Origin of the sequence: Lentzea sp. CC55 (genome assembly GCF_021056325.1) — a bacterium.
Lineage (GTDB): Bacteria > Actinomycetota > Actinomycetes > Mycobacteriales > Pseudonocardiaceae > Lentzea > Lentzea jiangxiensis.
Genome location: NZ_JAJCXE010000022.1, coordinates 782,918 through 804,013 on the forward strand (window position 1 = coordinate 782,918; position 21,096 = coordinate 804,013).

Annotated in this window: 24 protein-coding genes; 15 read left to right on the plus strand and 9 right to left on the minus strand. The window is 70.6% G+C overall.

Going from position 1 to position 21,096, the window contains the following annotated elements:
- Positions 1-317 precede the first annotated feature (317 nt).
- Positions 318-728 carry a DUF3151 domain-containing protein gene (locus L6E10_RS19640; RefSeq protein WP_236220924.1) on the minus strand — a complete coding sequence of 137 codons (411 nt, stop codon included), beginning with the start codon at positions 726-728 and terminating at the stop codon, positions 318-320.
- A gap of 288 nt (positions 729-1,016) precedes the next feature.
- On the opposite strand from L6E10_RS19640, the gene L6E10_RS19645 reads away from it, so the two are divergent.
- Positions 1,017-2,132: a hypothetical protein gene (locus L6E10_RS19645; RefSeq protein WP_236220925.1), complete on the plus strand. Its 1,116-nt coding sequence runs from the start codon at positions 1,017-1,019 to the stop codon at positions 2,130-2,132.
- Here the strand turns inward: L6E10_RS19645 and L6E10_RS19650 are convergent.
- Positions 2,112-2,483: a helix-turn-helix domain-containing protein gene (locus tag L6E10_RS19650; protein ID WP_236220926.1), complete on the minus strand. Its 372-nt coding sequence runs from the start codon at positions 2,481-2,483 to the stop codon at positions 2,112-2,114. The two genes, L6E10_RS19645 and L6E10_RS19650, sit on opposite strands and share 21 nt — an antisense overlap.
- An 85-nt stretch (positions 2,484-2,568) precedes the next feature.
- Here L6E10_RS19650 and L6E10_RS19655 point away from each other — a divergent pair, with 85 nt between their 5' ends.
- On the plus strand, positions 2,569-3,396 hold the full coding sequence (locus L6E10_RS19655) for an NAD(P)H-binding protein (protein ID WP_236220927.1): 828 nt from the start codon (positions 2,569-2,571) through the stop codon (positions 3,394-3,396).
- 49 nt (positions 3,397-3,445) lie between these two features.
- On the opposite strand, the gene fbaA is transcribed toward L6E10_RS19655, so the two are convergent.
- Positions 3,446-4,480 carry a class II fructose-bisphosphate aldolase gene (gene fbaA / locus L6E10_RS19660; RefSeq protein ID WP_236220928.1) on the minus strand — a complete coding sequence of 345 codons (1,035 nt, stop codon included), beginning with the start codon at positions 4,478-4,480 and terminating at the stop codon, positions 3,446-3,448.
- 157 nt (positions 4,481-4,637) lie between these two features.
- On the opposite strand from fbaA, the gene L6E10_RS19665 reads away from it, so the two are divergent.
- Entirely contained in the window at positions 4,638-4,922 is a 285-nt protein-coding gene (locus tag L6E10_RS19665) for a DUF427 domain-containing protein (protein ID WP_236220929.1), read from the plus strand.
- Here the strand turns inward: L6E10_RS19665 and L6E10_RS19670 are convergent.
- Positions 4,912-5,694: a TIGR03620 family F420-dependent LLM class oxidoreductase gene (locus L6E10_RS19670; protein ID WP_236220930.1), complete on the minus strand. Its 783-nt coding sequence runs from the start codon at positions 5,692-5,694 to the stop codon at positions 4,912-4,914. The genes L6E10_RS19665 and L6E10_RS19670 overlap by 11 nt on opposite strands.
- A 38-nt stretch (positions 5,695-5,732) precedes the next feature.
- On the opposite strand from L6E10_RS19670, the gene L6E10_RS19675 reads away from it, so the two are divergent.
- Together L6E10_RS19675 and L6E10_RS19680 are read left to right on the plus strand one after the other, a co-directional pair.
- Complete coding sequence (locus tag L6E10_RS19675; protein WP_236220931.1) at positions 5,733-6,656, plus strand: aldo/keto reductase; 924 nt, start codon at positions 5,733-5,735, stop codon at positions 6,654-6,656.
- A gap of 44 nt (positions 6,657-6,700) precedes the next feature.
- Positions 6,701-7,552 (plus strand): SDR family oxidoreductase, encoded by an 852-nt coding sequence (locus tag L6E10_RS19680; RefSeq protein ID WP_236220932.1) that lies wholly within the window; start codon positions 6,701-6,703, stop codon positions 7,550-7,552.
- On the opposite strand, the gene L6E10_RS19685 is transcribed toward L6E10_RS19680, so the two are convergent.
- Positions 7,542-7,826: a YciI family protein gene (locus tag L6E10_RS19685; protein WP_236220933.1), complete on the minus strand. Its 285-nt coding sequence runs from the start codon at positions 7,824-7,826 to the stop codon at positions 7,542-7,544. The two genes, L6E10_RS19680 and L6E10_RS19685, sit on opposite strands and share 11 nt — an antisense overlap.
- Positions 7,827-7,866: 40 nt before the next feature.
- Here L6E10_RS19685 and L6E10_RS19690 point away from each other — a divergent pair, with 40 nt between their 5' ends.
- The 8 genes from L6E10_RS19690 (at position 7,867) to L6E10_RS19730 (ending at position 15,047) form a co-directional block, all read left to right on the plus strand.
- Complete coding sequence (locus L6E10_RS19690) at positions 7,867-8,430, plus strand: SigE family RNA polymerase sigma factor (RefSeq protein WP_030465839.1); 564 nt, start codon at positions 7,867-7,869, stop codon at positions 8,428-8,430.
- Positions 8,431-8,652: 222 nt separating this feature from the next.
- A complete protein-coding gene (locus L6E10_RS19695; RefSeq protein WP_236220934.1) occupies positions 8,653-9,561 on the plus strand; it encodes an ROK family protein in 909 nt (302 codons plus the stop codon).
- Positions 9,561-10,712 (plus strand): N-acetylglucosamine-6-phosphate deacetylase, encoded by a 1,152-nt coding sequence (nagA, locus tag L6E10_RS19700; RefSeq protein ID WP_236220935.1) that lies wholly within the window; start codon positions 9,561-9,563, stop codon positions 10,710-10,712. The genes L6E10_RS19695 and nagA overlap by 1 nt, the downstream gene beginning before the upstream one ends.
- Before the next feature lie 4 nt (positions 10,713-10,716).
- Positions 10,717-10,911 (plus strand): hypothetical protein, encoded by a 195-nt coding sequence (locus L6E10_RS19705; protein ID WP_236220936.1) that lies wholly within the window; start codon positions 10,717-10,719, stop codon positions 10,909-10,911.
- Between the two features lie 23 nt (positions 10,912-10,934).
- Positions 10,935-11,651, plus strand: a complete 717-nt coding sequence (locus L6E10_RS19710) for a DedA family protein (RefSeq protein WP_236221133.1) — start codon at positions 10,935-10,937, stop codon at positions 11,649-11,651.
- Between the two features lie 73 nt (positions 11,652-11,724).
- A complete protein-coding gene (locus tag L6E10_RS19715; RefSeq protein WP_236220937.1) occupies positions 11,725-13,011 on the plus strand; it encodes an NAD(P)/FAD-dependent oxidoreductase in 1,287 nt (428 codons plus the stop codon).
- Entirely contained in the window at positions 12,954-13,523 is a 570-nt protein-coding gene (locus L6E10_RS19725) for a TetR/AcrR family transcriptional regulator (RefSeq protein WP_308102827.1), read from the plus strand. Before L6E10_RS19715 ends, L6E10_RS19725 begins: the two co-directional genes overlap by 58 nt.
- Positions 13,524-13,577: 54 nt before the next feature.
- Positions 13,578-15,047, plus strand: a complete 1,470-nt coding sequence (locus tag L6E10_RS19730) for an amidohydrolase family protein (RefSeq protein WP_236220938.1) — start codon at positions 13,578-13,580, stop codon at positions 15,045-15,047.
- Between the two features lie 129 nt (positions 15,048-15,176).
- Here L6E10_RS19730 and L6E10_RS19735 read toward each other — a convergent pair whose 3' ends face one another.
- Complete coding sequence (locus L6E10_RS19735) at positions 15,177-16,553, minus strand: FAD-binding oxidoreductase (RefSeq protein ID WP_236220939.1); 1,377 nt, start codon at positions 16,551-16,553, stop codon at positions 15,177-15,179.
- Positions 16,554-16,717: 164 nt separating this feature from the next.
- Here L6E10_RS19735 and L6E10_RS19740 point away from each other — a divergent pair, with 164 nt between their 5' ends.
- Positions 16,718-17,386 carry a DedA family protein gene (locus L6E10_RS19740; RefSeq protein ID WP_236220940.1) on the plus strand — a complete coding sequence of 223 codons (669 nt, stop codon included), beginning with the start codon at positions 16,718-16,720 and terminating at the stop codon, positions 17,384-17,386.
- A 2-nt stretch (positions 17,387-17,388) separates the two neighbouring features.
- On the opposite strand, the gene L6E10_RS19745 is transcribed toward L6E10_RS19740, so the two are convergent.
- Together L6E10_RS19745 and L6E10_RS19750 are read right to left on the minus strand one after the other, a co-directional pair.
- Positions 17,389-18,024 carry a nucleoside/nucleotide kinase family protein gene (locus L6E10_RS19745; protein WP_236220941.1) on the minus strand — a complete coding sequence of 212 codons (636 nt, stop codon included), beginning with the start codon at positions 18,022-18,024 and terminating at the stop codon, positions 17,389-17,391.
- A complete protein-coding gene (locus L6E10_RS19750) occupies positions 17,988-18,833 on the minus strand; it encodes a PfkB family carbohydrate kinase (RefSeq protein ID WP_236220942.1) in 846 nt (281 codons plus the stop codon). The genes L6E10_RS19745 and L6E10_RS19750 overlap by 37 nt, the downstream gene beginning before the upstream one ends.
- Before the next feature lie 33 nt (positions 18,834-18,866).
- On the opposite strand from L6E10_RS19750, the gene L6E10_RS19755 reads away from it, so the two are divergent.
- Complete coding sequence (locus L6E10_RS19755) at positions 18,867-19,841, plus strand: LacI family DNA-binding transcriptional regulator (protein ID WP_236220943.1); 975 nt, start codon at positions 18,867-18,869, stop codon at positions 19,839-19,841.
- Positions 19,842-19,986: 145 nt separating this feature from the next.
- On the opposite strand, the gene L6E10_RS19760 is transcribed toward L6E10_RS19755, so the two are convergent.
- Entirely contained in the window at positions 19,987-21,084 is a 1,098-nt protein-coding gene (locus tag L6E10_RS19760) for a glycoside hydrolase family 76 protein (RefSeq protein WP_236220944.1), read from the minus strand.
- Positions 21,085-21,096 lie beyond the last annotated feature (12 nt).

The window sequence follows — 21,096 nt, forward strand, 5'->3', positions numbered from 1 at the left end:
CGCGACCGGCGCGAGCCCCCGATCAGATTGCCGGGGGTCTGGGGGCAGCGCCCCCAGGGGAAAGCACGCAAGGCAACCAGGCCGCACGCCACAGGCGTACGCAACCAGGCCGCACGCCACAGGCGTACGCAACCAGGCCGCACCCCAACACGGGGGACGCCACCCAAAACCGCCACAACCAGCGCAAACCGCAAGCTGACGCAGGCGTCCCCCCACCCTCAGGACCCCTCGCAACACAACCTACTCAAGGGGTCCGACAACCAGCGGATCCGACAACCGGGACCCGACAGCCAGCGGGTCCGACGACCAGCCGAACCTCAGCCGAGCCCCAACGCGGCAGGCGCCTCGGGATCGGAGTCGGCGAGGAACTTCGAGCACCTCTCGAACTCCTCGTCCTCCCCGATCTCCCGGGCTGCCCGGGCCAGAGCGGCCAGCGCCCTCAGGAAGCCCTGGTTGGGCCGGTGCGCCCACGGCACGGGTCCGAAGCCCTTCCACCCGGATCGCCGCAACTGGTCCAACCCGCGGTGGTAGCCGGTCCGGGCGTACGCGTAGGCCGCCACCGGATCACCGGCGTGCAGCGCCCGCTCGGCCAGCAGGGCCCAGGCCTCGGAGAAGTCCGGGTAGGCCCGGACGATCTTGCCGGGATCGGTCCCACCATCAGCAGCAGCCTGCGCCTCAGGGCGCTCGGGAAGACGGGTCGGTTCGGGTCCGAGGAGGTTCTCACGCATGCGCCCCATCGTGCCGCATCCTGATCGACGGGCTAGACGAACATCCTCAAGACGGTGGCCACCACGGCCAGCATCAGCACGGTGACGAGCACCCCGGCGACGATCCGCTGGCTCCTGGTCGCCTTGTAGTTGTCGGTCGAGTCACTGCTCATGGCCGTGCACCTTGCCGATCGGCACCACAGGAGTTCAACTCCGTTCACCCCATCGTGCACACGAATCGGAAACATCAGGGTAAAACCAGGGCCGTTCGGCCTTCCTGGACACCAGGGCCGCGCTCATGATGTTCGGATGATCCAGGGGGCAAGGCAGTTCCGGGACCGCTACTGGGAGCGCGGCGCACCGGGCAGGGAAACACCGGCGGTGCTCACGAAGCAGCTCTACCAGCTGTGGCTCGTGGGCCTGCTGCTCAAGTTGATCGGGTCGTCGTGGGACGTCTCGTGGCACTTCAAGTGGCTGCGCGACGACCTGGCGCCGCCACACCTGATCAACACGGTCGGCACGGTGATCGTGGTCGGCCTGACGCTGTTCCACACGTTCACCGGGTACGGCGCCGACAGGCTGACGTTGCGGCTCATGCAGGTCGGGTGCGGGATCTTCCTGGTCGCGCTGCCGATCGACGTCATCAACCACCGCGTCAACGGGCTCGACATCACGAGCTGGAGCGGGTCGCACGCGCTGCTGTACCTGGGGACGGCGGTCATGCTGGCCGGCGCCATCCGCGGGTGGATGAAGTTCTTCCCCGAGGGCCGCGCCCGGACGTTCGGGCTCGTCGCGCTGTGGTTCTTCTTCCTGGAGAACGTCTGGTTCCCCAACCAGCACCAGGAGTACGGCGTGCGCGCGTTGCAGGCGTACGACAGCGGCCGGCCCGAGGCCGAGCCGATCCTGCTGCAGTTCGCGGCCGACCAGCTCGGCGTCCCGGTCGGGCGCGAGGCGGTCGTGAACTTCGCACTGCCCATCGCGGACTGGGTGTACCCGGTGTGGGGTCTGGTGGCGGCGGCGATCGTGCTGGTCATCGCACGCAGGACGATCAACAGGCCGTGGGCGGCCACGGCAGTGGTCGGTGGTTACGTCGCCTACCGGTGCCTGATCTGGCCGTTGCTCGCGGGCATCGACTTCCCGAAGTCCGCCGTGCCGCTGTTCCTGGTGCTCGTCGGGCTCGCGATCGACGCGGTGCACGCCGTCGAGATGCCCACGCCGGCCGCGGCCGTGCTGGGGTCGGCGGCCGTCACGACGGTCGGGTACGTCGGCATCTGGTTCCAGCAGGAGCACCTGTGGGGGCCGCCCATCTCGTTCTCGTCGGCGGCGGTCACGGCCGTGCTGCTGGCGGTGCTGTGGACGGCCGGCGACCTCGCGGTCCGGCGGCCGCGGGCGCACCTGGTCGCGTCACGCCTCGAGCTGGGCTGACAGCCTCTTGGTGATCCGGCCGAAGAGGTCGGCCAGCGGCTCGCCGACGTCCCGCCCGAACTCGGTCAACCCGTAGGTGACCTGGGGCGGGGTCGTCGGCTCCACCCTGCGCCAGATCAGGCCGTCGGCGACGAGTCCGCGCAACGTCTGGGACAGCATCTTCTCGCTGATGCCGACGATGCTCTCGCGCAGCTCGAAGAACCTGAGGTCGTTGGTCTGCAGTGCGATCAGCACCCAGATGCCCCACCGGCTGGTGACGTGGTCGACCATCTCGCGCGCGGGGCAGGTGGTGTGAAACACCTCATACCGCCCTGTCGCGCCGGTCAGCGTGAACTGTTTTCCGACCTCCACGTCCGGAACTTACCTCCAGGTACGTCCTTACCAAAAGTAAGCCCGGTTCCTAGCGTTGCTCCCACCAACGACGAAGGAGCTGGACATGATCGTGGTGACCGGGGCGACCGGGAACATCGGACGACCCCTCACGAAGGCACTCGCCGAGGCGGGCGAGCAGGTGGTGGCCGTGTCGCGGAACGCCGCCGAGGCGCCGGAGGGCGTGCGGCACGTCCGGGCCGACCTCTCCCTGCCGGACACCCTCCCGCTGGACGGCGCGAAGGCGTTGTTCCTGCTGCTGTCCGGAGACCTGCACGCCGTGGGAGCGAGTCCCGTCCGGCTCGTCGAACGGGCCGTCGCGCACGGGGTGGGCCGGGTGGTGCTGTTGTCGTCGCTGGGCGTGCGGACCAGGCCGTTCGGCACGACGCGGATCGAGCTGCGCGGGCTGGAGGACGTGCTGCGCGAGTCCGGTCTCGACTGGGCGGTCCTGCGGCCGGGTGGGTTCGCGTCCAACGCGCTGTGGTGGGCCGAGTCCGTGCGCGCCCAGCGCACCGTCGCGGCGCCGTTCGGGGACACCGGCCTGCCGATCATCGACCCGGCGGACATCGCCGAGGTCGCGGCCACCGCCCTGCTCAGCGACGACAACGGCGTCCTGGAGCTCACCGGGCCGGAGGTGATCACGCCGCGGCAGCAGGCGGAGGCGATCGCGGACGCGCTCGGCGAACCCGTGCGGTTCCACGAGCTCACCCGCGCCGAGGCCAAGGCGGGACTGGAACGGCTGATGCCGGGCGAGCTCGCCGACGACACGCTGGACATCCTGGGCGCGCCCACGCTGGACGAGGTGGCGGTGAGCCCGGACGTCGAGAAGGTCCTCGGCCGCGCCCCGCGCACGTTCGCCGACTGGGTCGCCCGGCACGTCGAGGCGTTCCGCTGACGAGAAAGGCCCCCGGTGGACACCGGGGGCCTTCGTCCGAAGCCGTGGATCAGCCCGCGATCATGCGGCCCGACGACTTGAGGTGCTCGCACGCCTGGGCGATGCGGGCGGCCATGGCCTGCTCGGCGGCCTTGAGGTAGCTGCGCGGGTCGTAGGTCTTCTTGTTGCCGACCTCGCCGTCGATCTTCAGCACACCGTCGTAGTTCGAGAACATGTGCGCCGCGATCGGACGGGTGAACGCGTACTGCGTGTCCGTGTCGATGTTCATCTTGATGACGCCGTACGACACGGCCTCGTGGATCTCCTCGAGCAGCGAGCCGGAGCCGCCGTGGAAGACCAGGTCGAACGGCTTGGAGCCGGCGGCGAGGCCGAGCTTCTCCGCCACGACGTCCTGGCCCTGCTTGAGGATCCCCGGGCGCAGCTTCACGTTGCCCGGCTTGTAGACGCCGTGCACGTTGCCGAAGGTCGCGGCCAGCAGGTAGCGGCCCTTCTCGCCGGTGCCGAGGGCCTCGACGGTCTTCAGGTAGTCCTCGGGCGTCGTGTAGAGCTTGTCGTTGATCTCGTTGTCGACGCCGTCCTCCTCGCCACCGACGACGCCGACCTCGATCTCGAGGACGAGCTTGGCCTTGGCGGAGAGGTCGAGCAGCTCGGACGCGATCTGGAGGTTCTCCTCCAGCGGCACCGCGGAGCCGTCCCACATGTGCGACTGGAAGAGCGGGTTGCCGCCCTTGTCCACCCGCTCCTGGCTGATGGCGATCAGCGGACGCACGTAGCCCTCGAGCTTGTCCTTCGGGCAGTGGTCGGTGTGCAGCGCGATGTTCACCGGGTACTTGGCGGCCACGACGTGCGCGAACTCGGCGAGCGCGACGGCGCCGGTCACCATGTCCTTGACCTTGGTGCCCGAGGCGAACTCGGCACCGCCGGTCGAGACCTGGATGATGCCGTCGCTCTCAGCCTCGGCGAAGCCGCGCAGAGCCGCGTTGAGCGTCTCCGACGACGTGACGTTGATGGCGGGGTAGGCGAACTCGTTCGCCTTGGCCCGGTCCAGCATCTCCGCGTAGACCTCGGGAGTTGCGATGGGCATCGGTGGTCCTCCTCAGGCGCCCTGAACGGGTGTCAGCCCGCATCCTACGAGGCGGTGTCAGGGGGCCACCGCAGTGGCCGTCCTCACAGAGTGATCGATCAAGTACCAGTTGACCAGCCGGTCTGCGCTACTCGCCAGTACGGGGACACTGGAGGACATGGCAACCGCTGAGTGGAACGGCAAGATCATCGCTTCGAGCGACGACACGGTCGTCGTCGAGGGCAACCACTACTTCCCGCTGGAGTCCGTCGACCCGGACGTCCTGAAGCCGACCGACCACACCTCGCACTGCCCGTGGAAGGGCGACGCGAACTACTACTCGCTGGTGGTCGACGGCGCCGAGAACACCAACGCGGCCTGGTACTACGCGGAGCCCAAGGAGGCAGCCGCGGAGATCAAGGGCCGCGTGGCGTTCTGGAAGGGCGTCGAGATCACCGCCTGAGCCCGAGGGCCGCGGCCAGTTCCGCGTAGTGGCCGTTCAGCGACTGGACGGCCACGTGGTCTGCGCCCGCCTCGACGTGGGCGTGCAGCTTGGCGGCCACCTGGTCCGGGCTGCCGTGCGCCACGAGGGCGTCGATCAGGCGGTCCGAGCCCTTCACGTCCTCCTCGGAGAACCCGTACCGGCGCCAGTTGTTCACGTAGTTGGTGAGGGTGAAGTAGAGCGCCAACTGCTCGCGGGCGATGGCCCGTGCGGCCTCGGGGTCCTCCTCGACGACGACGGTGACCTCGGGTGCGAGGAGCTTGTCGCCGAGCGCCCTGCGCGCCTCGGCGGTGTGCTCGACCGGCACCAGGTACGGGTGGGCGCCCGCGGTGCGGTCGGCGGCGAGTCGCAGCACCTTCGGGCCGAGCGCGGCGAGGACCAGCCTGTCGGCCGGCACGTCGAGGCGGTCGAGGTAGCCCACGAGCTTGTCGTAGGGCTTCTCGTAGGCCTGGTCGAGCTGGCGGTGGCCCACGCCGACGCCGAGCAGGAACCGGTCGCTCGCGAGCCGGTGGAACTCGGCGGAGACCTGCTCCGGCTCGGTCTGCCAGACGTTCGTGATGCCGGTGGCGATCGTGATCGAGCTCGTGGCGTCGAGCGCCTGCCCGACGAGGGCGATGTCGGGCGAGGCCCCGATCCAGAACGTGCCGTAGCCGAGCTCCTCCAGCCGCGCGATCTCACCGATCTTCGAAGCCCACTCGAAGTGCGAGCCCCAGACACCGAACGTTCCCAGCATGCGAACCCCGTTCGTCGTGGCGGACTACCTTGCGCAGTATGCCGATCTTGAGCACGACAGACCTGGACGTCTCACGCCTGTGCCTGGGCGGCAACGTGTTCGGCTGGACCGCCGACGAGGACCGGTCGTTCGCCGTGCTCGACGCCTACGCCGAGGCGGGCGGGAACTTCGTCGACACCGCCGACTCGTACTCGGCCTGGGCCGACGGCAACTCCGGCGGCGAGTCGGAGACGATCATCGGCCGGTGGCTGGCCGGGCGCGACCGCGACCAGGTCGTGGTCGCCACGAAGGTCGGCATGCTCGCCGGGTTCGACAACCAGAAGCGCGACACGGTTCTGCGCAGCGCCGAACGGTCGTTGAAGAGGCTCGGCGTCGACCACATCGACCTCTACTACAACCACCGCGACGACCCCGGCACACCGCTCGAGGAGACGCTGGCCGCCTACGACCGGCTCGTCCGCGAGGGCAAGGTCCGCTACGTCGCCGCGTCCAACTTCTCCGCCGAGCGGCTGGCGCAGGCCCTGGAGGTCCAGGAGCGCGAGGGCTTCGCGAAGTTCGTGGCGCTGCAGCCTGAGTACAACCTGGTCAGCCGCGCGAAGTTCGAGGGCGGCCTGCGGGACGTGGTGGCCGGGCACGGTCTCGCCACCGTGCCGTACTGGTCGCTCGCGAAGGGCTTCCTGACCGGCAAGTACCGGCCGGGCGTGGAGGTCGGCAGCGTCCGGGCGAAGGCCGCCTCCGTCCACCTCGACGAACACGGCCTGCAGGTGCTGGAGGTCCTCGACGACCTGGCCGAGACGCACGGGACCACGGTGGCCGCGGTCGCACTGGCGTGGCTCGCCCGGCAGCCGACGGTGGCCGCGCCGATCGCGTCCGCGCGGACGTCGGAGCAGCTCGACGACCTGCTGCCGATGCTGACCCTCGAACTCACCCAGGCCGAGGTGGACCGCCTGAGCGTAATTTAACTTGCCAGTAGCTTACTGGGAGTAGGTTGCGTTACCGTGACGGCATGGACGTCACGGGCAAGGTGGTACTGATCACCGGCGCGGCCAGGGGCATCGGCGCCGAGGTGGCGAGGCAGCTGGCCGCGCGGGGGGCTCGCCTCGCGCTCGTCGGGCTGGAGAAGGCCCAGCTCGAAGAGGTCGCGCGGGAGACCGGCGGCAAGGCGTGGGAAGTCGACGTCACGGACTGGGACGTGCTCGAACGCGTCATGAACGAGGTCGCCGGGCACTTCGGCGGCATCGACGTCGTGGTCGCGAACGCGGGCATCGCCGCCACGGGTTTCGTGCGGTCGATGGACCCGAAGGCGTTCGAGCGGGTCATCGAGGTCAACCTGCTCGGCGTGTGGCGCACGGTCCGCACGGCGCTGCCGCACCTGATCCGCAGCCGCGGCTACTGCCTGGTCGTGTCGTCGCTCGCCGCGATCGTCCACATCCCCGGCAACGCGGCCTACTCGGCGGCGAAGGCGGGCTGCGAGGCGTTCGCGGACAGCCTGCGCGCCGAGGTCCGGCACCTGGGCGTGGACGTCGGCACCGCGTACTTCTCGTGGATCTCCACGGACATGGTCAACAGCGCCGACGAGCACCCGGTCTTCGGCAAGCTGCGCCAGGGCATGCCGGGCCTCGCGGGCAAGAAGTACCCGGTCCGCAACGTCGGCAGGGCCGTGGTCAGGGGCATCGAGAAGCGGGCGAAGGCGGTCCACGTCCCCGGCTGGGTCGGCGCTCTGAAGTACTTCCGCGCGTTCACGCCGGTGGTCGTGGACCGCCAGGCGGTCGCGGAGGTGGCCGACGCCGACCGGCAGATGGCCCGGCAGGACACGTCGGGTCTGGTCGGGCCGGGCGGTCAGGCCGCTAGTCGGTGAGCCAGGAGCCCAGCAGCGCGTTCCACGGGCGGACGTCCCACTTCGTGACGACGTTCGCGGGCGAGTAGGGGTCTGCGGCAATGACCTCCTGCAAGGCGGTCTCGTCGGCAGCCTCGTAGATGATCAACGCGCCGGTGTCGTCCGCGTACGGGCCTGCGGCCAGGACCACGCCCTTCTCGGCGAGGGAGGCGATGTACTCGCGGTGTGCCGGGCGCACCGCGAGGCGCTTCTCGCTGTCGGTACCGAACACCAATTCGACTGCAAAGCGGGCCATGCCACCACCGTAGTGAAGCTGACCGGTACCGTCCTACCCCGTGGTTGGCGAAGAAACCCCGCGCACCGTGCAGGACACCCTGACCAACCTGCGAATCAAGGACGGCGTCGCAGGACCTCCCACAGGGCCGCTCACGCTCGAAGACCTCTACAAGCAGCACCGCATGCGCCTGATCAGGCTCGCGCTGCTGCTCGTGGACGAGCCCGCGACGGCCGAGGACGTGGTCCAGGAGGCCTTCACCGGCCTGCACCGCAACTGGAAGGGCCTGCGCGACGCCCAGGCGGCCGTCGGCTACCTCCGCACCGCCGTGGTCAACGGCTCGCGCAGCGTGCTGCGCCGGCGCAAGACCGCCCGCGACTACACCCCGCCGCACGTGGCGAACGCCCGTTCGGCCGAGTCGCTCGCGATGCTGACCGCCGAGCACCAGGCCGTGGTCAAGGCGTTGCAGCAGCTGCCGCCGCGCCAGCGCGAGGTGCTCGTGCTGCGGTACTACGGCGACCTGTCGGAGGCGGAGATCGCCGAGGCCACCGGCATCTCGAAGGGCACCGTGAAGTCGACGGCCTCACGGGCGCTCGACGCGCTGCAGAAGATCATGGCGGGCTAGCTCGGCCACACCGCTCGACGGGCGCGCACCGGGCCGGGCGACGCCTGCTCGACGCGCGCAACCGGTCGCGAACCCGTACCGTCTGAGCAGTAAGCAAACTTCACCGTTTCCCCAGCTGAGGCCGTTTCGTCCGTTGCGGGCGGTTCCAGCTCGTAGAAGCACGCGCCCAAATCGGTACTTGGTATAGACCAATAGGCCTCTCATGCCGCAGGATCAGTCCCCGTGGCACGCAGACACGTGGTCGCCGTCGACATCGGTGGCACCGAAACCAAGGCGGCGCTCGTCACCGGGACCTCGGAGGCGGTGGCGGCGCAGAAGCACGCCCGCCGCGCGACTCCCGGCGAGCTGGAGCCCCTCCTCGACGTCATCGCCGAGCTCGTCGCCGAGCTGAGCAACGCCTCCGAGCACGAGATCGACGCCGTGGGGGTCGTGGCGCCGGGCATCGTGGACGAGGCCAACGGCGTCGGCGTGTACACGACGAACCTGCCGTGGAGCCGGTTCCCGTTCAGCACAGTCCTCACCGAACGGCTGGGGGTCCCCGTCGCGTTCGGTCACGACGTGCGTGCCGCGGGTCTGGCCGAGTGCCGCATGGGGGCCGCGAAGGACCTGCGCAATGCGGTGATCATGCCCATCGGCACCGGGATCGCCGGCGCGCTGCTGCTGGACGGCAAGATCTTCAGCGGCGCGGGCTACGCGGGTGAGATCGGACATGTGGACGTCGGCCACGGCGTGCCTTGCGCCTGCGGCCAGATCGGCTGCGTGGAGACGGTGGCGTCCTCCGCGGCGATCGCCCGCCGGTACACCGCGCGCACCGGCGTCCCCGTCCACGGTGCCGCCGAGGTCGCCCGCAGGGTGAGGGACGGGGAGCAGGACGCCGTCGCCGTGTGGCACGAGGCCGTGGACGCGCTCGCCAGGGGCATCCTGGTACTGGCGACGCTGCTCGGACCGGAGGCCGTGGTGCTCGGCGGTGGGCTCGCGCTGGCGGGAGATCTGCTGGTGGAGCCGCTGAAGGAAAGGCTGGACGGCCTGATCGCCTTCCAGCGCCGACCGGAGCTGCGGCTCGCGGCGCTCGGCGACGAGGCGGGCTTCCTCGGCGCTGCGCTGCTGGCCATCGACACGCTGGAGGCGTGATGAGCACGTGGGGTGGACCAGTCGACGTGACCCTGACCGGTGGTCGGGTCGTCACGCCGGGAGGGGTGCTCGAGAACGGGTGGGTGAGCGTCCGCGACGGCAGGATCGCCGGGGTCGGTGAGGGCGCCGCGCCCGACGGTCCGACGACCGACGTCGCCGGCGGCACGGTCGTGCCGGGGTTCGTCGACATCCACTGCCACGGCGGTGGCGGCGACGCGTTCACCAGCGGCGACCCGGTGAAGATCCGCAAGGCGGCCACCGCCCACCGCAGGCACGGCACCACGACGTTGCTGGCCTCGCTGGTCTCGCGCCCGGTCCCGGAGCTGGCCGACCAGGTGTCCGCGCTGGCCGAGCTGGTGCAGGAGGGTGTCGTCGCGGGCATCCACCTGGAGGGCCCGTTCCTGTCCGCCGCCCGCTGCGGCGCGCACGACCCGGCCATCCTCTGCCCGCCGGAGCAGACGGCCGTGACGAAGCTGCTCGACGCGGGCAAGGGCACCGTCCGCATGATCACCGTCGCCCCCGAGCTCGAAGGCGCGGTGCGGGCCGTGCACCAGCTCGTCGACAACGGCGTCATCGCCGCCATCGGCCACACCGACGCCACCGAGGCCCAGGTCCGGCCGGCCGTCGACGCCGGCGCGTCCGTGGCGACGCACCTCTTCAACGGCATGCGCCCGCTGCACCACCGCGAGCCCGGCCCGATCGGCGCCCTGCTGGACGACGAACGCGTCACCGTCGAGCTGATCTGCGACCTCGTGCACCTGCACCCGACCGCCGTCCGCCTGGCCGCGCGCCACGCGGGCACGGAGCGCACGATCCTGATCACCGACGCCATCGCGGCCGCCGGTGTCGGCGACGGCGTGTACGACGTCGGCGGTCTTGAGGTGCGCGTCGTCGACGGGGTGCCGACGTTGGCGGGAGGCGCCGCGCTGGCCGGCAGCACCCTGACGATGGACGTGGCGTTCCGCAACGCCGTCAACTCCTGCGGCCTCACCCTCGTCGAAGCCGCGTACGCCACCGCGACCCGCGGCGCCGAGCTCCTCGGCCTCGACACCGGCAAGCTGCAGGCGGGCTGCGCGGCCGACCTCGTCGTGCTGGATGCAGAATTGAAGCCGAGGGACGTGATGGTCAGGGGCGAGTGGGTCAAGGACTAGGTGGATGGCGGACGATCCGGAGCGACTGGTGACCGACGCGCTGCGGGCGCAGGCGACCAGCACGAATGCCGGATTTGTCGCACCTGTCCAGATCGCTGAAGAGCGCCCCGCACCCATGTCCGCGTGGTGGGTGCTGGGCCTCGCCCTGCTGTTGGGCCTGGCAGCGGGCACGGTGGCGGCAGTGATCACGCTGAGCTGACCTGTACCGTTGTCGCCGTGACGATTGCATTGGGCCCTGACTGGCTGGACCCCACCGTGCTGCTGAACGGGCTCGGCCCGTACATGCTCATCGGTCTGTGCCTCATCATCTTCGCGGAGTGCGGGCTCCTCGTCGGTTTCTTCCTGCCCGGCGACTCGCTGCTGTTCACGGCGGGTCTCTTCGTCGCGGCGGGCACCATCGACACCCCGCTCTGGCTCGTCTGCGTGCTGCTGACGGTCTGCGCCTTCGTCGGCAACGTCGTCGGCTACTACATCGGCGCGAAGGCCGGTCCGGCGCTGTTCGCCAAGCCGGAGTCGAAGATCTTCAAGAAGGAGTACGTCGACAAGACGCAGGAGTTCTTCGACAAGTACGGCGCCCGCGCCATCGTCCTCGCCCGCTTCGTGCCGATCGTCCGCACGTTCATCACGGCCATGGCGGGCGTCGGCAAGATGGACCCGAAGAAGTACTTCACGTACTCCGCGATCGGCGGCGTCGCGTGGGCCGCGGGCCTGACGGTGCTCGGCTACTTCCTCGGCCAGGTGTCCTTCATCAAGGACAACCTCGAGATCACGCTGCTCGCCATCGTGTTCCTGTCGATCGTGCCGATCATCGTCGAGGTGATCAAGGCGCGGCGGGAGAAGAAGTCGCTCATCGAGGAAGAGGCCGACGACATCACCCAGGTCATGGAGGCGACGCTCCACGACGACTCGACGCAGGTCATCCCGCGCGTCGAACGCTGACCCGAGAGCCCGCCCGGAGCACGGGCGGGCTTTTCTCCTGTCAGATTCGAATACAGAGCTGTACTGTATTCGTATGGTCATCATCGCGGGGGCGGGCCCGACCGGCATGGCGCTGGCGTGCGGGCTCAGGCAGTGCGGAGTGGAAGTGCGCGTCGTGGACGCGGCCGGCGGACCAACCACCACGTCGAGGGCGATGGGTCTGCAACCCGGGGGAGCCGAGGTGCTGGCAAGACTCGGCGCCCTGGGAGACCTGGCGGAGAAGGCGGTGCGCCTGCGGTCGCTGCGCATCAACGGCGAGAAGGCGCTCGACATGACCGCCCTGCGCGAGGCCGGGCAGCTGGTCGTGTCGCAGGCCCGCGTCGAGGAACGCCTGCGCACCCGGCTGTCGGAACTGGGCGTCGAGGTCGAGTGGAGCACGCCGGTCGAGTCCGTCCCGGCCGACGACTGGCTGGTCGGCTGCGACGGTGCCCACTCGGCCGTGCGCAAGAGGGCGGGCATCCCGTTCGAGGGCTCGCAGGTCATGGAGAACTTCCTGCTGCGGGACGTCCACGCGGCCTGGGACCTGGACCGGGAGTCGATCCACGTCCACACCGACGGCCCGTCGATGACGACGATCTTCCCGCTCCCCGGCGGGCAGTGGCGGGTGATGTCACCGAACGGCGGCCGCTGGACGCCGGGCCCGGTGGACCACGTCGAGTGGGAGTCGACGTTCCGCATCCACCGCCGGCAGGCCGCGACCTACCGGCGGGGCAGGGTCTTCCTGGCGGGCGACGCGGCCCACATCCACAGCCCGGTGGGCGGCCAGGGCATGAACACCGGTCTCGGCGACGCGGAGAACCTGGCCTGGAAGCTGGCTCTGGTGGTCCGGAACCGGGCCTCGGAGCGCCTGCTCGACACCTACGAGGCGGAGCGGCGTCCGATCGGCGCGCGGGTCCTCGCCTCGACCACGCCGGCGACGAGGCTGGTGCTCGGCCCCGGCCTGCTGACGCGCACGATCCGCGACCGGCTGCTGTGGCCGCTGCTCGCCACCGGGCCCGTCCAGCGCCGGCTGGTCAGGTTCACCTCGCAGCTCGACGTGGCCTACAGCGGGCCGCTCGCCACGGGGAGGCGCGGCGGCGAGCGCGTCCCGGCGTTCGCGCGCGTCGGCAGGTGGGTGCTGGCGGGGCCGCCGGCGTGCCTGGAGGTGGCACGGGAGCGGCTGGGGGACGTCGTGCACCATGAACGCGCCGGCGACACGCTGCTGGTGCGTCCGGACGCGCGCCTGGCGTGGCGCGGCCCGTCTTCCCCCGAGAGGCTTTCCGCGTGGCTGAACGAAGTGCTGGGCGTCCCCGCGACCCCGAGGCGGACACCGCGATCCTGACCGCGGCCTTCGAGCTGTTCCTGGAACGCGGTCTCGACGGCACCTCGATCGAGCAGGTCGCCAAGCGCGCGGGCGTGACGCGGGCGACGGTCTACCGCCGGTTCGCCACCAAGGAGGACCTGCTGTTCAGCGTGATCGAACTGCCGCGCACCGTCGCGGCGCTCGATCCGGGACGCATGGCGGTCGCGCCGCCCGAGGAGACGCTCAAGGGGTGGGCGGCACTGCTGTCGAACGGGCAGTCCGTGCAGCTGCTGCGCCGCATCGTCGGTGCCTCGGCGGACAACTTCGAGCTGATGCGGCGCTACTGGGAGCTGTTCATCGCGCCGCGGCGAGCGGTGCTCAAGGACGTGGTGCGTTCCGGTTTCCCGCCCGGCACGGACCTCGACGTCGTCGTGGACATGGCCGCGGGCGCGCTCTTCTACCGCGCGCTGACCCGTCCGGAGCACAACACCCCGGAAGAGCTGGAGGCCTACCTCCACAAGGTGTTGCTCCAGCTCGGATACCACCTCTAGGCCTCCAGCGGCGGACTTGAGCCTCCCGCAACGTCAGGGTGTTGGTTGAACGGCATGACTGACACCACTCGACGTGAGGTGCTGGGATGGCTGGCCGGACTCGGTGTGGCGGCGGGCGCGGGCCTGCTCGCACCGGGCCGGGCGGACGCCTCCGCCTGCGTCACCGCGCTGCGCGGCGTCACGCTCGTCGACTCGTCCGGGGTCCGCCCCGGCACCACGATCGTCCTGGCGGGCGACGAGGTCCTCGCCGTCGGCTCGCACGACCTGCCGCTGCCCCGCGGCTGCGCGGTGCTGGACCTCGCGGGCAGGTACGTGATCCCCGGTCTGTGGGACATGCACGTGCACGGCGCGTTCCTGGACCGCATCACGTTGCCGCTGTGCCTGGTCAACGGCGTGACGGGCATCCGGGAGATGTGGGGCTTCCCGCCGATCTACGAGCTGCGCGGGCGGATCGAGCGCGGCGAGGTGTTCGGCCCCCGCCTGGTCGTCGGCAGCTCGATCATCGACGGCCCGCACTCGACGCTGCCCGGCGCCCTGGTCGTCGGCACCCCGGACGAGGGCCGCCAGGCCGTGCGCGACGCCAAGGCGCAGGGCGCGGACTTCGTGAAGGTCTACTCGTACCTCGACCGCCCCACGCTCGCGGCCATCGCCGACGAGTGCGCGCGGCAGGCCATCACGTTCGCGGGCCACTGCTCAAACCACGTGGCGCTGGGCGACGCGAGCGACCTGGGTCAGCGCACCTTCGAGCACGTGTACGGCCTCCCGCTCGCCACCAGCACACGGGAAACCCGGCTGCGCCAGGCGATCGCGGACCTGCCCCTCGACCCGGCGAACTCCTTCGCGTGGTTCAAGCAGGTGCTGGAGCTCGAACGCCAGGCAACCCTCTCGCACAGCGGGAGCAAGGCGGCGCGACTGGCGAACCGCCTGCGGCGCAACGGTTCCGCGCTGTGCCCGACGCTGGTCGCCATGCGGGTGTACTCCAGCCCCGCGGACGCGTTCGCCGACGATCCGCGGATGAAGTACATGCCGGCCTTCTACCGCGACTACTGGCGCGACGGCTTGGAGAACTGGGCGCCGGTGACCCCGCGGGAGGTCCGGGACCAGGCCGAGTTCTTCCGGCGCCGCCAGGACCAGGTCGCCGAGATGCACGCCCACGGCGTCGAGGTCCTGGTCGGCACGGACGCCGGCAACCCGTACTCGTTCTCCGGCTTCTCGGTGCACGACGAGCTGCACCTGCTGGTGGAGGCCGGACTCTCACCAGGGGACGCGTTGAAGTCCGGCACCCGCAACGCCGCCGTGAAGCCCGGCGCGCCCGCGAACCTCGTCGTGCTCGACGGCAACCCGTTGGCCGACATCCGCAACACGCGGCGGATCCACACCGTGCTCACGCGCGGGCGGGTGCTCGGGCCGGCGGAGAGGCAGCGGATGCTCCACGAGGTGGAGAAGGCGGCGCAGGAACCGATGCCGCCGACTGTCACCACCACCTGTTGCCAGGCCGTGTCCCGTAGGTCTCGTCCGCGGTAGTCGCGGCCGAGGGCCCCGGTGGCGGCACCGTCGCAAGGCCCGAATACGCCCGGTATGAGGGCCTCGCGACGGCACCGCCACCGGGTCTCTCGCCCGTGACTCCCATCGAACGGACCCACGGGACACGGCCTAGAACGAGAACATCGAGCCCGGGTTGAACAGGTTCTCCGGGTCCAGCGCCCGTTTGACCTCGCGGTGGACCCGGAGCCCGACCGGTCCGATCTCCCGCGCCAGCCACTCGCGCTTGACCTTGCCGACGCCGTGCTCGCCGGTGATGGTGCCGCCGAGCGCGAGGCCGAGCGCGAGGATGCCGTCGAACGCCTTCCGGGCCCGTGCGAACTGGTCGGCGTCGGCGGGGTCGTAGACGATCGTCGGGTGCATGTTGCCGTCGCCCGCGTGACCGACGACGGCGATCTTCAGCCCGACCTCCTCCGAGATGTCCTCGCAGCCCTGGATGAGCTCGGCGATGCGGGTGCGGGGCACGCACACGTCGTCGGTCAGCCACGAGCCGTAGATCTCCAGCGCGGTCAGCACGGCCCGGCGCGCGGTCAGCAGGTCGCGGCCCTCGTTGACGTCGTGGGTGGCGTAGACGAGGTCGGCCTCGTCGCAGATGGCCTCGATCTGCTGCAGCTCGTGCCGGGCCTGCTCGCCGCCCGCGTCGGACTGGCAGATCAGCAGCGCCGCGCAGCCGGGTCCGGCGCCGATCTCGGTCTTCAGGTACTGCTCGACGGCCTCGATCGAGGTGCGGTCCATGATCTCCATCAACGACGGCACCAGGCCCTCGCGGACGATGCGGCTCACGGCGGCCCCCGCGGTGGCGGTGCTGCCGAACGCGGCCACCAGCGTGGCCGGGGCCTGCGGGAGGGGTCGCAGCGCCAGGGTGGCCCGCGTGATCACGCCGAGGGTGCCCTCGGAGCCGATGAAGAGCTTCGTGAGGTCGTAGCCCGCGACGCCCTTGACCGTGCGGCGGCCGGTCCGCAGCACCTCGCCGTCGGCCAGCACCACCTCGAGGCCCAGCACCGAGTCGGTGGTCACGCCGTACTTCACGCAGCACAGGCCGCCCGCGTTGGTGGAGAGGTTGCCGCCGATCGTGCACCAGTCGTAGCTGCTCGGGTCCGGTGGGTAGAACAGGCCGTTCTTCTCGACGGCGCCGCGCAGGTCGAGGTTGACGACGCCGGGTTCGACCACGGCGAGGCGGTTGTCGGCGTCGATCTCGACGATCGCGTTCATCTTGGTCGTGACCAGCACGACGCAGCCCTCGATCGCGTTCGCGGCGCCCGAGAGGCCGCTGCCGGCGCCGCGCGGGACGATCGGGACGCGGTGGCGCGCACACGCCCGCACCACGGCCTGGACCTGCTCGGTGCTCACCGGGAACACCACGGCCAACGGACTGCCGTGCGGCGCCAACGGCATCATGTCGCGCCGGTAGCTCGCGGTGACGTCGGCATCGGTCAGGACGCCCTGGTCACCCACTGCGGTGCGGAGTTCGGCGAGCAACGTCTCCATGCGCTCCACGCTAGTGCGCACGGCACCGGAGCGGCTGGTTCACTCGAAGTGGCCCACCAGGAAGAGGTTCACGCGGTGACTCAGCGTGCTCAATCCAGATTTCGCCCACGCGTCGACGCGATGTCGCCCTGCCGCCGGCACGGCACGACGTAGGCTGGCTCACCGTGGCGCATGCTTTCGCCTCGTTGGAGACCGCGGGTCCGGTGGCCGTGTGGGTCATCGTGCTCGGCTTCATCTTCGTCGAGTGCGCATTCATCTTCGGGCTGTTCCTGCCCGGTGACTCGCTGCTGTTCGCCGCCGGTGTCGTGCTGGCCACGCACAACAGCGAGCTGTCGGCCTGGGCGCTGTCCTTGGTGGCACTCGTCGTGGCCGTCGTCGGCAACCAGGTCGGGTACTACATCGGCCGCGGTACCGGCACGCGCGTGCTCGCGCGCAAGGGCGGCAAGGTGCTGAACCGGCAGAACCTGCAACGAGCGGGCGAGTTCCTCGACCGCCGCGGGTTCTGGGCCGTCGTGCTGGCCCGCTGGATCCCGTGGATCCGCACGCTGGCACCGATGATCGCCGGTGCCGCGCGCATGGACGTCCGCCGGTTCACCCTGGCCACGACCATCGGCGCGATCGCCTGGGTGCCGACGCTCGTGCTCGCCGGCTACTACGGCGCGGGCGTGTTGCAGAAGCTGCCGTGGCTCGAGACGGCGGCGATCGTCGTCAGCGTCGGGTTCTTCCTCGGCGGCACCGGCTGGGGCATCTGGCGCTACCGCCAGGAGATGCGCAAGCCGATCGACGAGGCCGGCGAGGACCTGGAGCACATCAGCCACCCGCACGCGGGCTGAGTTCAGAGCACCTCGGTGATCAGCAGGTCCGCCGCGCCCTTGGACGAGTTCACCATCAGCGCGTTGACGTGGTCCGTGCCGTGCAGCACGCGCTCCTCCGCCTCCGACAGGGTGCGCCCGTACCGGAGGTGGCGTTCGATCAGCCGCTGCACGCGCACGTCCTCGTCGATGAACAGGAACCACGCCTCGTCGAGGATGATCCGCACGCGCTTCCACTTGTCGTAGTTGAGCAGCAGGTAGTTGCCCTCGGTGACGACGAGCGGGACGTCCGGGTGCACCGGCACGGCGCACGCGATCGGTTCCTCGATCTCGCGGCGGAACTGCGGCGCGTAGATCATGTCCGGCCCGCACGCCTTGATCCGGCCGAGCAGGTCGACGTAGCCGGGGATGTCGAACGTGTCGGGCGCGCCCTTGCGCTCGACCAGCCGCAGCCGTTCCAGCTCGCTCTGCGCGAGGTGGAAGCCGTCCATCTCGACGAGCACCGCCTGGCCGTCGAGCGCCTCGACGAGCCGTCGCGCGAGTGTCGACTTGCCCGAACCGGGTGCCCCGCCGATGCCGAGGATCTTCCGCTCTCCCTGGTCCGTGAGCACCCGAGCCCGCTCTAGCAGCTCGTCGAACCTGACCTGCTGTCCTGCCACCGCGCCAGCTCCTCAACCCAGTCCCCGACCGCACCGACGCGAACGGCGGCCGCCTCCGACGCGAAGCCGATGGCTGCCACCGGGTCCGCCCCTGACGCGAGCGCGTAGGCGTACGCGCCGTGCCAGACGTCGCCGGCACCGTTCGTGTCCTTCACCTCCGCCGCGGGCACGGGCACCTCGCCGGTCGAGCCGTTCCGAGACCAGGTCACCGGCTTCGCACCCTGCGTGCGAATGACCAGCGGCACCCCGCGGGAGTGCACCTCGGCCTCGGACCGCTCGAACCCCGACGAACAGGCGACGACGTCCACCAGCGGCAACAGGTGATCGAGGACAGGTTTCCAGCTCCCGGCGTCGAGCACCACAGGCAATCCGAGAGCTTTCGCCCGCCGGGCGGCGGGAAGCACCAGGCCGTCGTGGTGCCCGTCCAAGAGGACCACGTCCACGGCGGCCATCAATTCGGTCAAATCAGGCGCCTCGACGGGCACCGACGCGTTGCGGGAAACGACCGTGCGCTCCCCATCAGCGTCTCTGACGACGACCATGCTCACGGGCGTCGTACCGGGCACGGCGGTCACGTGGACCGGGTCCAAGGAAGCCCTCACGAATTCACCCAGTGCGTCGCCACCCAACGCGGTGAGCAACGAGGCCCTCCCGCCCAGCGCGGCGACGGCGCGGGCGGCGTTGGCCGCGGGACCGCCCGGCGACAGCACCGCGCCGAGCGAGCGGACCTTCTGCCCGGGCTCCGGGAAGGCGTCCACCCGTTGGGTCACGTCGAGAGTTGTGAGCCCGACACACAGCACGGCTGCCATCAGGGCTTCCTCCAAACGGGTAAGGTCCGAGCCATGGTCACCATGCGGGATGTCGCGGCTCTCGCGGGGGTCTCCATCACCACGGTGTCACACGTGATCAACGAGACGAGACCGGTCGCCGGGGACACGCGCGAGCGCGTCCAGAAGGCGATCGACGAGACCGGGTACACGGGCGACGCCATCGCGCGATCGCTGGTCATGGGCGGCACGAAGTCGCTCGGGCTGGCCGTGTCGCTGGTCTCCCACCCGTACTTCGCCGAGCTGATCGCCGCCATCGAGTCGGAGGCGACCCGCTGCGGCTACTCGCTCGTGCTGATCGACACGAGGGACACCCCCGAGTCGGAGCAGGCCGCGGTGAGGATGCTGCGCTCGCGCAGAGTCGACGGGTTGCTGCTGACGCCGTCGGCCGGCGCCGGCAGCCTGGTGCTGCCCGAGCTCAAGCGGCTCGGGATCCCGACGGTGCTGGTGGACCGGCTGACCGTGGCGAAGGACATCGACCAGGTCGGCCCGGAGAACGTGCAGGCCACGTCAGGGCTGGTCAAGCACCTCGCCGAGCTGGGCCACCGCCGGATCGGCATCGTCTGCGGCAAGGCGGGCGTGGCGACGACCGAGGAGCGCATCCTCGGCTACCGCCTCGGCCTCGGCCGTGCCGGGCTGAAGTGGGACGAGGCCCTGGTCTCGCAGAGCGGCTGGCTCGCGCCGCTGCTCGACCAGGAGGACCCGGCGACGGCCGTCGTCGCGGCGGACCACCTCGTCACGGTCGGCATGCTGCACGAGGCCCGCGCCCGCGGCCTGAAGCTCGGCACCGACCTGGCCGTCGTCGCCTACGACGAGGTCGAGTGGGCGACGTTGATCGAGCCGCCGCTCACGACGCTGGCCCAGCCGGTCGAGGAGATCGGGCGGACCGCCGTGAAGCTGCTCCTGTCCCGGATCGCCGACCCGGAGAGGGCACCGGAGACCATCCGGCTCCCGCCCTCGCTCATGCACAGGCAGTCCTGCGGGTGCTGATCCCGGGATTCGTCCCGGTGTTTGCGGAGTGCAGGCTGCGGGCCGTCGCGTGGGGCGGTGACGGACCGGGGCCCGGCAGCACGCCGACGCGATGGGCACGAAGATCTCGCTGGAGCAACCACCGCACACGCTGACGGACGCGCCATCAGGCCGTGGCGACGTCCAGGCCGCTCCGTTCGAGCAGGGCGGCCGCCTCCAGGCACATCCAGGCGCCCAGCTGGACGGACAGGTCGCGGCCCTCCTCCTCCCGCGCCTGCTCGGTCCACTCGGGACCGAAGAGCGGCCCGCTGATGGCCACCGTGCGGTTGAGCCACGCGGCCTCCGCCGACCGGACCACGAGTTCCCTGGCCAGGTCCGCGGTCTCGTGCCGGTCGGGGTCGAGATCGGGGATCGCCAGCGCGGCCTGGGCGAGGTAGCGGGTGAGGATGCCCCCGAACAGGCCGCCGTCCCCGCCGCCCTGGCCCTTGATGACGCCGTTGGTGGCCAGGTCGTCGTGCACGGCGGTGATCGTGCGGGCGGCCTTGTCGAGCCACTTGCCCGTCTGGCCGTGCTTGGCCAGCTCGACGCACGCGCCGATGAGCACCCCTTGGCAGTACGTGTAGATGTTCTTCTCGTACTCGCGGATCTCGCCGTTGGGGTGCACGTGCAGGCCGTCCCACGCGAGGCCGCTGCCGGGGTCGACCAGGTGCTCCTCCACCCAGTCCACGATGGACCGCGCGCGGGAGAGGTCGGCGCGTTCGTTCTGGCGGGCCAGGAAGATCGCGGCGGGACCGTTGGCCGGGACGTTCTTGAAGTCGTCGTCGCGCTTCCACCAGATGCCGCCGCCGGCGTGGTCGGTCCAGCCGTCGCGCAGGCGTTCGGCGATCGCGTTCACCGCCTTGGGCTTCGCGATGCCGACGTCGCGCTGGACGCGTTGCAGCGCGAGGCCGAGCCACGCCACGTCGTCGTAGAAGTCGTTGGTCCAGCCCAGGACGTTGCGCACCCGGATGCCGCGGACGAGCCTGCCGATGGCCCTCCTGCGCAGCTCGCTCGGCGAGCGCAGGTACCCGTCGACCATGCAGTCGAGCAGGTGGGCCTGCCACCAGTAGTTGAAGCTCGTGTGGATCTTGTCCTTGAAGAGCGGGGGCCACGCGCCCGCCCCGAGGAGCGTGCCCGGCACACCCCAGACACGCCGCAGGTGCCTGGAGTACACCGCGCGCTCCGCGACGCCCGCACGCGCCGCCAGCAGTTTCGCGATCACCACTTGGCCATCGTG